Origin of the sequence: Campylobacter sp. CFSAN093259 (assembly GCF_012889985.1) — a bacterium.
GTDB classification, from domain to species: domain Bacteria; phylum Campylobacterota; class Campylobacteria; order Campylobacterales; family Campylobacteraceae; genus Campylobacter_D; species Campylobacter_D jejuni.
Genome location: NZ_CP040617.1, coordinates 230,560 through 242,627 on the forward strand (window position 1 = coordinate 230,560; position 12,068 = coordinate 242,627).

Genomic DNA, 12,068 nt, shown 5'->3' on the forward strand with positions numbered 1-12,068 from the left:
ATTGTAGTGATGAAAAGTTTAATCTTACCTCCTAATGAATTTTTAGATCACTATATTTTAAACGCTGAATTTCATCGTTTTGCTGGAATTTCAAAAAATGCTTATAAATTTTGGAAAAATGCAGAAATAGGTAGATATCAAGGAACAAGAATTATATTTTTGCATAGAAATTGCATTTTAGAAAAACATCAGCAAGCTTTAAGGCAATGTAGTGGTTTAAATGGTTTTGTATTGGCAAGTGCTTTTTGTTCTTTTACTGGATTAGCTCCCTCTCATTTAGTGGAAAAAAATAATTCTTCTATTTATAAACTTTTAGAGCTTAAGGAAATTTGTGGGATTAAATTTGTTAATTTAAAAAAATTTTATGATTTTTTAGGGCTAAATTATCATCAGCATATTTATATAGAAAAATGCCATTTTTTTAGCCCAGCTCCTTTTGAAAAGCGTATTAAAATCACTGAGAGTATGTGCGTTGGGTATTATTAAGATAAGAAAAAATAAATGCACATAGCAAAGCTATAATAGCCAAAAAGAAAACATAAAGTCCCAAAGAAAAACGCCAAAAATTACTTAAATTATTTAAGGCAAAACTATGCAAGAAAAAAGCAAGTTGCGGAGTTAAACCTCCAGCTATAGCATAAGCAATATTATATGAAAAAGAAAGTCCTGAAAATTTAATTTTTGCATCAAATACTTCACTCATTATTAAAGGGCAAAAATTCATCACTCCGCTAAAAAAACATACAAGTAAATATAAGCAAGCTACTAGGTTAAAATCAGCATTTTGTCTATATAAAGTATTAAAATAAAGCAAGCTTGCAATTCCAAAAAAAACACTAAAAAATACACAAGATTTAATAACGCCTATTTTATCCGCTAAAATTCCACTTATAATACACCCTAGGCAAATAAGCAAAATTCCACCTATTTGAAGATAGGTTTGTATAGAAGTATTAATTTGAAGTATTTTTGCCATATAACTAGGCATAAGCAAAATCATTACAACAATACAACCTGTCAAAACCCAAGTAATCATCATAGAAAGAACAATTCCCATTTTAGCTTTTTTAAACACTTCTTTTAAAGGAAATTTTTCTAAAGCCTTGTCTTTTTTCATTTGTTCAAAAACAGGAGTTTCTCTTAAAAATTTTCTCAAATAAGCAGAAATAATCCCAAAAATTCCACCTAAAAAGAATGGAATTCTCCAAGCCCATTCATGAAGTTCTTCTTGGGTATAAATTTTATTCATAATTAAAAAAACCAAACTACCTAATAAAATTCCACCTACAACCGAAGCGGTTAAAATTCCCAAATAAGTTCTTTTTTGACCTTGTGGTGCGTGTTCGTATACAAAAACCCAAGCTCCAGGGAGTTCCCCGCCTATAGCTATACCTTGACAAATGCGTATAAAAACTAAAAGCACAATACAAAGAAAACCTATACTTTCATAATTTGGAATAAAAGCTAGAGTAAAAGTTGGAATAACCATTAACAAAATACTAATCATAAACATTCTTTTGCGTCCAAATTTATCTCCAAAATGTGCCAGTATCACACCCCCTAAAGGACGTGCTAAATATCCAGCTGCAAATATTCCATAAGTATTAAACATTTGCCAAAAACTACTTAAATCTTTTGGAAAAAAGTTTGTTGAAATATAATTTGCAAAAAATACAAAAATAATAAAATCATAAAATTCTAAAGTTCCACCTAATGATGAAAGTCCTAAAACTTTTATATCTTTTTGGTTAAGGGTTTTGCTCATTCTTAATCCATCTCATAAAAATCATCATCATTGTTATCATCATCGTATTCATAATCATCATCATCGTAATTATAATTTTTATGGTGATTTTGTGGATATTCTTCATCTTCGTTTTCATAATCATCGTAATTTAAATCTTCTTCATCTTCATAAGCCATTGTTTTCTCCTTAAATAAAAATACAAAGCTTATTTTATCTTAAATTTGTTTGGTTTTGCTATAATTTTTATAATTTTTTAAAAGGTGAATTTATGAAATTAAGTCATTTAGATGAAAAAAATCATCCTAAAATGGTAGATGTAAGCGATAAAAATATTACTTTAAGAATAGCCACAGCTAGTGGTATAATATATATGAGTCAAGAAGCTTTTGATGTAATTAAAAACAATACCGCAAAAAAAGGTCCTGTTCTTCAAACAGCTATTGTTGCGGCTATAATGGGGGTTAAAAAAACAAGTGAAATTATTCCTATGTGCCATCCTTTGATGCTTTCTAAAGTTGAAACTAATATTGTGGAATTTGTTAAAGAATGTGCATTTAAGCTTATTGTAACAGTTAAGTGTGAAGGTAAAACAGGTGTTGAAATGGAAGCTTTAAGTGGAGTTAGTATAGGACTTTTAACTATATATGATATGATCAAGGCTATAGATAAATCAATGAGAATTACGGATATAGTGCTTGAAAGCAAAGAAGGAGGTAAAAGTGGTAAATTTGTGCGATCTTAAAAAAGAACCTCAGATCAATTATCCTACTTTTTGGGATTATAAGGTGATTTTTGAGGTGCATGTTAAGGCAAGTGAAATTTTTGAAGAAATTTTAGGTCAAAGAGAATATAAATTTAAACATTCGAATTCAAGTGCGAGTGGAAAATATCAAAGTTATTTGTTAAATGTTTATGTTGATAGCAAAAAAGATCGTTTGGATATATTTGATAAATTAAAAGCTAAAGCAAAATTTGTACTTTAAGAAAGAAGGAAAAATGAAAAATACTTTAATTATTTTTGAAAATTCTTTATCAAATCTCGGTAAAGATGAAGCAAGTGATTTACTTGAAGACTTGAGTTTTAATCTTGCGTATAAGCAAATTTCACATAATCCTCATGAAACAAAAAAAGTTTTAAATTCTCTTTTGGTTGAATTTTTAACTATTTTGAAAAAACTTGATTTTTTTGATGATGAAAATGTTACAAAGGTTATCAAAGCTTTGGTTAAGGCGAGTATTGTAGATGCTCAAAATTCACTTTATGAGTATATTAGCGAAGCTGAATTATTAAACAAACAGATTGAAAATCAAAAGAATTTGATTAAAAATCAAATCAGCGATAATTTTTTTGAATTCGAGAATATTTTACAAGAATGTTCTTTTTGTGATGAATTTAGTGGTGGTTTAAATGATGCTATTTTATTTGATATAGAAATGCTTGGAATTTTAAAAGAAACCGCTGAAAGTGCTTTTTTAACTACATTAGAAAAGGCTGAAGATATAGAACTTACAAGTAGTGAAATAGCTAAAAATCTCGTATATAATGCCATTTGTGAAGCTCATTTTGAAAAAGAAAGAATTTTAAAAATTTCAAGTATTATTTTAAATACCGCTTTTGAAATAGCTAATGAATCTATGGCTTATGCAAAAGATCTTTGTTTAGGCGTGATTAAAGGCACAAGGGATGGTATTGTTTTGGCAATGGAAAAATTTAAAGCTTCATTAACTTATGCAAATTTTGAAGAAGATGTTAGTTTAAAAAGCAAAGAACTAATAGGTATAGAAGATGATTTTATTGCTCTTTTAAAAAAAGAGATTCAATTACAAAATGATCCTTGTAAGAGTATAGTTGAGAATTTGCTAGAACATGAACTTGATAATCTTTTTGCTAAATTTAGACGTCTTGCAGGTGAAAGCAGAGAGCAACTAATATTAGTTTTAAATGATATTAAGAAAAATCCAAAGATTAATGATTTTAACAAACTTACTCAAAGAAAATTAAATCGTTTTAAACAAGAAATTTTTGAATTAGAAAAAATTGCTAGTGAAAAATACAAAGATTTAAATTCCAAAAAAGCTAAAAAGCTCGGTGTAAGACTTTGGGAAAAAGCAAAAAAATTCGTTAAAAAATAATATCCCATTTTTGGGATATTAAATATCTATTTCTATACCTACAGGTGCGTGATCAGAGCCAAAAATATCATCTCTTATGAAAGCGTTTTTAAGTTTATCTTTTAAACCCTTTGAAATGAAAAAATAATCAATCCTCCAGCCTACATTTCTTTCTCTTGCTTTCATTCTATAGCTCCACCACGAGTATTTTTCTTTGATTTCGCCATTAATTTCTCTAAAAGTATCTATAAAACCAAGCTTTAGCAAATCATCAATCCAAGCTCTTTCTATAGGTAAAAAACCTGAAGTGTTGGCATTGGCTTTTGGATGAGTAAGATCGATTTCTTTATGAGCGGTATTGACATCACCGCAAATGATAATTTCAAATCCATCCTTTAAAAGCTTATCCAAATACACTAAAAAATCTGCATAAAATTGCATCTTAAAATTTAAACGCTCTTCATCTTTTTGACCATTTGGAAAATAGATATTAAAAAGTGCAATATTTTTAAAGCGGTGTTCTAAAACCCTACCTTCTTCATCATCAAAAAATTCGCATTTTTTTACTTCGCTATTAAAATTACAAAGACTCATTACCCCAGAATACCCCGCTCTTTTAGCAGAATTAAAATACATGTGTTTAAAAGGATATTCATAAATTTTTTTAGGAAATTTATCTTCATGTGCTTTGATTTCTTGAAAACCTATAAAATCAATTTGTTCTTGTGCTATCCAATCAAGTGCATTTTTATCACAAATAGCTCTTAAGCCATTGACATTCCATGAAAGTAGTTTCATTATTTTCCTTAAAATTTTCATTAAAAGTGTAAATCATAACATAAAAAGATTTAAAACTACAATCCATTTAAAAAAATTCAATAAAATTAAAAGCTTAAATTTGAAGGTGGGATTTATATGCTTAGATTAACTTGGTTTCAGTTTACTTTTTTTAATTCTTTGATGATTGTATTGTTGAATTTTAATTTATTTTATTTTGTGTATGAAAAAAATACACAAAACTGGCTTATAACTTTTGTTTTTATTGTGGCCTATTTTGCACTTGTTCACGTGATTTGCTCTTTGCTTTTTATAAAGTTTTTTACTAAATTTTTTTCTATATTATTTATAATATCATCTTTTTTAAGTGTTTACTTTATTAGTTTTTATGGGGTGCTTATAGATTCTGATATGATGCAAAATGTTGTTCAAACAGACATTAAAGAAGTAAAAGATTTGTTAAATTTAAAATTGATCTTATTTGTTGTTTTGGCTTTATTATTGGTTTTTTATGTTGTTAAAGTAAAAATTGATTATTATGGTAGTTTTAAATCCCATATAAAAATTAAAATTATCAATATAATATCAGGTTTGATTGTTGTTTGTGCAGTTTTAATCCCTTTAAGTAAAACTTTCTTGCCTTTTTTTAGAAACTATAATGAAATAAGAATGTATAATACTCCTTTTTATCAAATTTATGCCGTATATCGCTATTATGTTCGTTTTGTAAAAGCTAAGCCAGAATTTAAAACTATAGCTAATGATGCTTATAGAGAAAACAATCACACTAAAAAACTTTTGGTTTTGGTGGTGGGTGAAACCGCTAGAGCGGCAAATTACTCTTTGGGTGGATATACTAAAAATGATACCAATTTTTATACCAAAAAAGATAATGTAGTCTTTTTTGATAATTTTTCATCATGTGGAACAGCAACAGCGGTAAGTTTGCCTTGTATGTTTTCTATTTCTAAGCGTGAAAATTATTCAAGTTCAGAGTTTCAAGAAAATGCGATGGATGTGCTTTATAAAACAGGTGTAGATGCTGTATGGTTTGATAATAATTCTGGTGGTTGTAAAGGGGTTTGTGATAGATTAGCTTATAAGCAAAAGCTTTCTAGTGATTTGGATGAAAATTTACTCGCCCCTTTTAAAGAAAAATTAAATCATTTAAGTGATCAAAATATAATAGTTCTTCATTTGCAAGGTTCTCATGGGCCAACTTATTATAAACGCTATCCAAGCGAATTTAAAAAATTTACTCCAACTTGTGATACTAATGAACTTTCAAAATGTGATAGCGAGGCTTTAATCAACACTTATGATAATACTTTGCTTTATACAGACTATCTTTTAAGTGAGATTATAAAACTATTAAAAGAGCAAAAAAGCTATGAAAGTTCTTTGTTTTATCTTTCAGATCATGGTGAAAGTTTGGGTGAAAATGGTATTTATCTTCATGGTATGCCTTATGCTATAGCACCAAGTTATCAAACTCATATTCCTGCTATTTTTTGGAGCAATGATAAAAATTTAATGAATTTAGCTAAAGAGTATAAAGGTTTAAAACTTTCTCAAGATAATCTTTTTAGTACTCTTTTAGGATATTTTGATGTAAAAACAAGTGTTTATGAACCAGAATATGATTTATTAAATCCTAAACTTAAGGCAAATCCATGAAGCCTAAATATCATTTTTTAAATAACGCAAGATATGCTTTAGAAGGGCTTTTTGCTTTATTTAAAAATGAAATGGCGTTTAGAATTGAACTTTGCATTATTATCCCCGCGATAGTTTTTAGTTTTTTCTTAAAAATTAGTTTTTTGGAGCATTTGTTATTGATAAGTGTCTTAATACTTATCTTAATTGTAGAAGCTTTAAATTCGGCTATTGAAGCTTGTGTTGATTTGATTACAAACGAATGGCATGAAAAGGCAAAAATCGCTAAAGATTGTGCGAGTGCGGCAGTGTTTTTTAGTGTGCTTTTAGCTCTTTTTGTTTGGGGCTTTATTTTATATAATATTTACTTATGAAATTTGAAAATTTAATACGAGAAATTTTAGGAAAAAAGCGTTTTGAATTGTTAAAATTTTTATGTGAAAATGCCGATGAAAATGGTTTTATTATGATTAAAATCAGTGATCTTGAAGAAAAATTACATCAAAGTAAACCTACCATCATCGCTACTTTTAAGTTTTTAGAAGAAAAAAAACTTTTTAAGCGTCTTAAAAATGGATTTTATCAGCTAAATATAGGAGATAAAAATGAAACTTAAAAATCCTTTAGATATGCATTTGCATTTAAGAGATAACCAAATGTTAGAACTTATTGCACCTTTGAGTGCAAGAGATTTTTGTGCAGCTGTGATTATGCCAAATTTAATCCCTCCGCTTTGCAATTTAGAAGATCTAAAAGCTTATAAAATGCGTATCCTTAAGGCTTGTAAAGATGAAAATTTCACTCCTTTAATGACACTTTTTTTTAAAAATTATGATGAGAAATTTCTTTACAGTGCTAAAGATGAAATTTTTGGCATTAAGCTTTATCCAGCAGGAATTACAACAAATTCAAATGGTGGAGTTTCAAGTTTTGATATAGAGTATTTAAAACCTACTTTAGAGGCTATGAGTGATTTAAATATTCCTTTGCTAGTGCATGGTGAAACCAATGATTTTGTAATGGACAGGGAAAGTAATTTTGCTAAAATTTATGAAAAATTAGCCAAACATTTTCCACGACTTAAGATTGTTATGGAGCATATTACCACTAAAACTTTATGTGAACTTTTAAAAGATTATGAAAATTTATACGCGACAATCACTTTACATCATTTAATCATCACTTTAGATGATGTTATCGGAGGTAAAATGAATCCTCATCTTTTTTGTAAGCCTATAGCCAAGCGTTACGAAGATAAAGAAGCCCTTTGCGAACTTGCTTTTAGTGGTTATGAAAAAGTTATGTTTGGAAGTGATAGTGCGCCTCATCCAAAAGATACTAAAGAGTGTTGCGGTTGTGCCGCAGGTGTATTTAGTGCCCCAGTGATTTTACCTGTTTTAGCTGAATTATTTAAGCAAAATAGCTCAGAAGAAAATTTGCAAAAATTTTTAAGCGATAATACTTGTAAAATTTATGATTTAAAATTTAAAGAAGATAAAATTTTAACTTTAGAAGAAAAAGAATGGCAAGTACCAAATGTTTATGAAGATAAATACAATCAAGTCGTGCCTTATATGGCTGGAGAAATTTTAAAATTTCAATTAAAACATTGATTTCCCACCTTAAAGATGGAAAATTTAAGCTTTATTTACAAGAGCATCTCTGATATCTATAACAAGATAGATTACAAAAAAACTTAAAAATAAAGCAATAAAACTGACTATCAGCGATAATAAACCAGCTAAAAATCCAATGCTAAACATCATAAAAAGAGAATAAAGCAAAGCTACAACAAAACTTATCGCTGCAATTGCATCAAGAATCAAGCGTCCAAATTTGATGATTAAATTTTTAACCATTAAAAACTCCTTTGAAATAATGAGTGAAATTGTAATAAATATCAGCTTAATATTTTTATAAGTTATTTATAATTAAAAGTTTTATTTTAGATTCTATAGTTTCAATAATATCATTTTCAACAAAAGAACTTACAGCTTCTTTAGAAGTTGTGATTTTGTTCATGCTTAAATGCCATAGAGCATTTTCTATAGCCTCTTCTTTTGTTCTTTGGACTTTGCGTGTTTCATCAAAAACAATCTTATGAAAAAATATATTTTTTTCTAGTAAATAATTTTCTAAATCTTTTTTATAAAAACCTTTAAATTCAGTATTAAAATATTTAAAAATCGGATCTAAAAAATCACTTTTTCTATAATCAGCCCAACCAAGATAAATTTTTATTTTGGCTAGATTTAAGAAATTTGTATAATCTTTTTCATTTTGTAAAGCAGGAGACATACTTAAAAATGCAAGATCAAATTTAACATTAGGATTGTTTTGCATCCAAGTTTCAAAGCTCAAATTTTCGCATTTTATATTGTTAAGATTTAGTTTTTTAGCATCTTCTTGTAAAATTTCAAGCATAGTATTTGCACTATCTAGGGCTAAAATTTCTTTAGCTTCTTTAGCTAAGTGTAAAGTCCAAACCCCAGTTCCACATCCTATATCTATAATGCTTTTATTTTGAAAAGAAATATTTAAATTTTGTAAATATTCAAAAGTTTGCTTTTGTATGGTGTTTAAAGTGTTTTGATATCTTGCGTAAGTTTTGGCCTTTTTATCCCATAAATTCATATATTTTCCTTGATAAAATATATAAAATCATAGCATAAATTTTTAAAATTCAAGCCCTTTTTTTGGGCTCGAATGACTAATTAAAACCTTTTCTTCTTAACATCTTCTAAGATATTATTAGCTATATCACTTACTGTACTAGAAATAATAGCTGATTCATTAGCAATTTCAACATTATCTTTAGTAGTTTGATCAATTTGAGCTACGCTATCATTGATTTGAGTGATACCTGCAGTTTGTTCTTTAATACTTTCTGCCATATCATTGATAGATTGAACAAGTAAATTAGTATTAGCTTCAATTTCTGATAAAGACTTTTGAGTTCTTTCAGCTAACTTTCTAACTTCATCAGCTACCACTGCAAAGCCTCTACCATGTTCTCCAGCACGAGCTGCTTCAATAGCTGCATTTAAAGCTAAAAGATTGATTTGATCTGCAATATCACCTATAATACCTGTAACATTTTTAATCTCTTCAGATTGAGTGATAACATCACTAGTTTTAACTGAAACATTTTGCATAGAAGAAGTGATCTCTTCTAAAGCTGCTGCAGTTTCTTCTAAAGATTGAGCTTGAGAATTTGAAGAAGTGGTTAAGCTTTGAACAGCAGTTTGTAATTTTCCACTTTCATTAGCTAAAGCATTAGCAAAGTCTGAACTTTGTTTTAGCATTTTAACTATTTCATCACCTAAAGCATTAGTAGTTAATTCTACACTACCGCTAGCATTTTCTAATTTATTTCTAAAGTCTAAGCTTTTGTATTCTTCAAAAATTTTATGAATAGCATTCATATCAGAACCTACTCTAGTTTGTAAAGCATCAAGAAGTCTATTTAGAACATTTTTTAATTCTATTAATTGTGGGTTTCTTGGATTAGCAGTAATTCTTGCTGTTAAATTACCACCTTCTACAACTGATACGGTTTGAACTGATTCTTTAACGGCTTGATTGTCTTGTTCTAAACCTCTTTTAGTAGCAAGAATGTTTTCATTGATAGCATTTGAGATTTGTCCAAATTCATCATTACTTTTTACTTCTATAGTAGAAACATTTTTTGTTTTATGATTGATAAAATCAAAGAATGAAGTTAAACCTGTTTGGATAGCTGCAAGTGGGGAGAGGCTTCTGCTGATTAAAAATCTAATCAAGATTAAAGCTATGATTATAGCTATAATACCGACTATAACTTGTTTCATTAAAATGGAATTAACAGCGGAAGTATAGTTACTATCTAAAGTTACAGCACAAATACGATATAATCCATTGGAACTTGTATCGCACATTGCTTCATATTTGATACCTTTATCATCAAATACAGGAAAAAGAATATCTCTCTTATTTAGATCTATATATTCAGGGTTTTCTTTTATGGCGTTAGCAATATTAACGCTTAAAGTGTTTTTTGTTAAAATTCTATCAAGCACTTCGTGAAAAATAATTCTTCCTTCAGAGTCATAAACAGCAGCATAAGTAGTTGATGAGTGTCCTAAAGATAATACATCTTTGGAAAATTTATCTAGATTGTAATCGCCTCCAACGAAAGCTATAAGTTGATTATTTTTATAAATAGGGAAAACATAAGTTATACCAATCTCTTGATCTATAGGGGATTTATATGGTTGAGTTATTGTGATGCCTTTGTTATTTTTTGCTTCTTGATACCAAATTTGTTTTGTAATGTCAAAATTTGATTTTTTATCTAAAATTGTTCCATTTGACAAAAGCATTTTGTTGTTTTTATCAAACGCAATAAAAACAATATCAAAATCAAACGCCTTCTTAAAAGAATCTAGAAGCAGTGAAATATTTTCATCTTCTAATTTTTTAGCACTTTCATATGCTAGAACCTCTATAGCTTTTTGCTTGCTTTTGGAATAGTTTTCAAAAGTTACTTTAACATCATCCATAGTTTTTAATTGATTTTCTTTTAGTAATTCATATGTGTGATTTTTGGCATCAAAGTAACTAACGGTACTTGTGATTGCTAAAATTAATACAACTAAAATTCCAACCCATAGCGTAAGCTTGGCTGAAATTCCAACGGATTTGCCTGAATTTATTGATTGCATTATAACTCCTATATTTATATTGAAAATGAAATAAAAATATTATTCTAGCAAAAAATAAGAGAAAAAGTGTATAAAAAATGAACTTTTTTACATAAAAAATCAAAAATTTTTAATTATTTTGTATATTTTTATCAAGTATTAACTTTTTATAAATATAAAGAGTTTTAAAATATTATTTATTTAAGAATATTAATGCAATTTACATTTGAACAAATTTTTATCGCAATGCTATTGACTCTTTTTGCAGGTTTTTCTACGGCTATAGGTTCTATAATAGCCTTTTTTTCCAGAAAAGATGATTTAAGAGTGCTTTCTTTGGGGCTTGGTTTTTCAGCTGGAGTAATGATATACATTTCTTTCATGGAAATTTTACCTACTGCACTTAAAGATTTTAAAAATCACTATGATTCGCATTGGGCTGAGCTTTTGGGATTAGCTTGTTTTTTTGGTGGAATTTTAATATCTTTATTGATTGATAAATTAATCCCCGAAGATGTCAATCCTCACGAGCCTAAAGAGGATTTAAGCGAGTTAAAAATTTGTCCCTTGCCTCAAAAAGGACAAAATCCTCCGAAATTTCATCCTGGAGAAAAGTTGCATCAGATCAATACTAAAGCTTTAAAACGTACAGGGATTTTTACAGCTTTGGCTATTGCTATACATAATTTCCCAGAAGGTTTTGCTACTTTTATTTCAAGTCTTGATAATCTTACTTTAGGAATTGCTATAGCTATAGCTGTGGCTATACACAATATCCCAGAAGGTTTGGCTGTGAGTTTGCCAATTTACCATGCTACAGGAGATAAGAAAAAAGCTTTTATTTATTCAGCTCTTTCGGGTTTAGCAGAGCCTTTGGGTGCTTTTGTTGGAGCTTTGATTTTATTGCCTTTTATAGGCGATCTTACTTTAGCTATAAGTTTTGCTGTGATTGCAGGAATTATGGTTTTTATATCCCTTGATGAGCTTTTGCCCGCTGCAAAAACTTATGATAAGGCTCATGATAGTTTATATGGACTTATAGTAGGAATGGCAATAATGGCTTTAAGTTTAAATTTGCTTGGACAATAGAAAGC

Annotated in this window: 14 protein-coding genes and 1 pseudogene; 9 read left to right on the forward strand and 6 right to left on the reverse strand. The window is 28.4% G+C overall.

Going from position 1 to position 12,068, the window contains the following annotated elements:
• The first annotated feature begins 6 nt into the window (after nt 1-6).
• Nucleotides 7-486: a cheVAW transcriptional regulator CheQ gene (gene cheQ / locus FBF20_RS01195; RefSeq protein WP_002851877.1), complete on the forward strand. Its 480-nt coding sequence runs from the start codon at nt 7-9 to the stop codon at nt 484-486.
• Here the strand turns inward: cheQ and FBF20_RS01200 are convergent.
• Both FBF20_RS01200 and FBF20_RS01205 read right to left on the reverse strand, forming a co-directional pair.
• Nucleotides 455-1,765 (reverse strand): MFS transporter, encoded by a 1,311-nt coding sequence (locus FBF20_RS01200; RefSeq protein WP_002851616.1) that lies wholly within the window; start codon nt 1,763-1,765, stop codon nt 455-457. The genes cheQ and FBF20_RS01200 overlap by 32 nt on opposite strands.
• 2 nt (nt 1,766-1,767) lie before the next feature.
• Entirely contained in the window at nt 1,768-1,923 is a 156-nt protein-coding gene (locus FBF20_RS01205; protein WP_002851965.1) for a highly acidic protein, read from the reverse strand.
• Between the two features lie 92 nt (nt 1,924-2,015).
• Between FBF20_RS01205 and moaC the strand changes: the two genes are divergently transcribed.
• From moaC to FBF20_RS01220, 3 genes are read left to right on the forward strand one after another with little or no spacing between them, the layout of a single operon-like run.
• A complete protein-coding gene (gene moaC, locus FBF20_RS01210) occupies nt 2,016-2,489 on the forward strand; it encodes a cyclic pyranopterin monophosphate synthase MoaC (RefSeq protein WP_002851725.1) in 474 nt (157 codons plus the stop codon).
• A complete protein-coding gene (locus FBF20_RS01215) occupies nt 2,467-2,730 on the forward strand; it encodes a DUF493 family protein (protein ID WP_002852023.1) in 264 nt (87 codons plus the stop codon). Before moaC ends, FBF20_RS01215 begins: the two co-directional genes overlap by 23 nt.
• A complete protein-coding gene (locus FBF20_RS01220) occupies nt 2,720-3,880 on the forward strand; it encodes a hypothetical protein (RefSeq protein WP_010891847.1) in 1,161 nt (386 codons plus the stop codon). The genes FBF20_RS01215 and FBF20_RS01220 overlap by 11 nt, the downstream gene beginning before the upstream one ends.
• 18 nt (nt 3,881-3,898) lie before the next feature.
• Here FBF20_RS01220 and FBF20_RS01225 read toward each other — a convergent pair whose 3' ends face one another.
• Nucleotides 3,899-4,657, reverse strand: coding sequence for an exodeoxyribonuclease III (locus FBF20_RS01225; protein ID WP_002851821.1), 759 nt, complete (start codon nt 4,655-4,657; stop codon nt 3,899-3,901).
• Nucleotides 4,658-4,774: 117 nt separating this feature from the next.
• On the opposite strand from FBF20_RS01225, the gene eptC reads away from it, so the two are divergent.
• From eptC to pyrC, 4 genes are read left to right on the forward strand one after another with little or no spacing between them, the layout of a single operon-like run.
• Nucleotides 4,775-6,313: a lipid A/FlgG phosphoethanolamine transferase EptC gene (gene eptC / locus FBF20_RS01230; protein WP_002851930.1), complete on the forward strand. Its 1,539-nt coding sequence runs from the start codon at nt 4,775-4,777 to the stop codon at nt 6,311-6,313.
• Entirely contained in the window at nt 6,310-6,666 is a 357-nt protein-coding gene (locus tag FBF20_RS01235) for a diacylglycerol kinase (protein ID WP_002851707.1), read from the forward strand. The genes eptC and FBF20_RS01235 overlap by 4 nt, the downstream gene beginning before the upstream one ends.
• Nucleotides 6,663-6,908, forward strand: a complete 246-nt coding sequence (locus FBF20_RS01240; RefSeq protein ID WP_002851854.1) for a replication/maintenance protein RepL — start codon at nt 6,663-6,665, stop codon at nt 6,906-6,908. The genes FBF20_RS01235 and FBF20_RS01240 overlap by 4 nt, the downstream gene beginning before the upstream one ends.
• The gene (gene pyrC, locus FBF20_RS01245) at nt 6,898-7,905 is read left to right on the forward strand and encodes a dihydroorotase (protein ID WP_002852008.1); all 1,008 of its coding nucleotides are present in this window, start codon (nt 6,898-6,900) and stop codon (nt 7,903-7,905) included. Before FBF20_RS01240 ends, pyrC begins: the two co-directional genes overlap by 11 nt.
• Before the next feature lie 31 nt (nt 7,906-7,936).
• On the opposite strand, the pseudogene FBF20_RS01250 reads toward pyrC, so the two are convergent.
• The 3 genes and pseudogenes from FBF20_RS01250 to FBF20_RS01260 form a co-directional block, all read right to left on the reverse strand.
• Nucleotides 7,937-8,151, reverse strand: a pseudogene (locus FBF20_RS01250) (hypothetical protein).
• A 55-nt stretch (nt 8,152-8,206) separates the two neighbouring features.
• Entirely contained in the window at nt 8,207-8,926 is a 720-nt protein-coding gene (locus FBF20_RS01255; protein WP_002857630.1) for a class I SAM-dependent methyltransferase, read from the reverse strand.
• An 80-nt stretch (nt 8,927-9,006) separates the two neighbouring features.
• On the reverse strand, nt 9,007-10,995 hold the full coding sequence (locus FBF20_RS01260; RefSeq protein ID WP_168952592.1) for a methyl-accepting chemotaxis protein: 1,989 nt from the start codon (nt 10,993-10,995) through the stop codon (nt 9,007-9,009).
• Nucleotides 10,996-11,187: 192 nt separating this feature from the next.
• Here FBF20_RS01260 and zupT point away from each other — a divergent pair, with 192 nt between their 5' ends.
• A complete protein-coding gene (zupT, locus tag FBF20_RS01265; protein WP_002868346.1) occupies nt 11,188-12,063 on the forward strand; it encodes a zinc transporter ZupT in 876 nt (291 codons plus the stop codon).
• Nucleotides 12,064-12,068 lie beyond the last annotated feature (5 nt).

Excerpts from the sequence above, each read along its gene's own strand:
- FBF20_RS01235 (WP_002851707.1), top strand. The coding sequence starts at position 6,310 with ATGAAGCCTAAATATCATTTTTTAAATAACGCAAGATATGCTTTAGAA.
- FBF20_RS01205 (WP_002851965.1), bottom strand. The coding sequence starts at position 1,923 with ATGGCTTATGAAGATGAAGAAGATTTAAATTACGATGATTATGAAAAC.
- eptC (WP_002851930.1), top strand. The coding sequence starts at position 4,775 with ATGCTTAGATTAACTTGGTTTCAGTTTACTTTTTTTAATTCTTTGATG.
- FBF20_RS01260 (WP_168952592.1), bottom strand. The coding sequence starts at position 10,995 with ATGCAATCAATAAATTCAGGCAAATCCGTTGGAATTTCAGCCAAGCTT.
- FBF20_RS01240 (WP_002851854.1), top strand. The coding sequence starts at position 6,663 with ATGAAATTTGAAAATTTAATACGAGAAATTTTAGGAAAAAAGCGTTTT.
- FBF20_RS01225 (WP_002851821.1), bottom strand. The coding sequence starts at position 4,657 with ATGAAACTACTTTCATGGAATGTCAATGGCTTAAGAGCTATTTGTGAT.
- FBF20_RS01255 (WP_002857630.1), bottom strand. The coding sequence starts at position 8,926 with ATGAATTTATGGGATAAAAAGGCCAAAACTTACGCAAGATATCAAAAC.
- FBF20_RS01200 (WP_002851616.1), bottom strand. The coding sequence starts at position 1,765 with ATGAGCAAAACCCTTAACCAAAAAGATATAAAAGTTTTAGGACTTTCA.
- moaC (WP_002851725.1), top strand. The coding sequence starts at position 2,016 with ATGAAATTAAGTCATTTAGATGAAAAAAATCATCCTAAAATGGTAGAT.
- zupT (WP_002868346.1), top strand. The coding sequence starts at position 11,188 with ATGCAATTTACATTTGAACAAATTTTTATCGCAATGCTATTGACTCTT.
- pyrC (WP_002852008.1), top strand. The coding sequence starts at position 6,898 with ATGAAACTTAAAAATCCTTTAGATATGCATTTGCATTTAAGAGATAAC.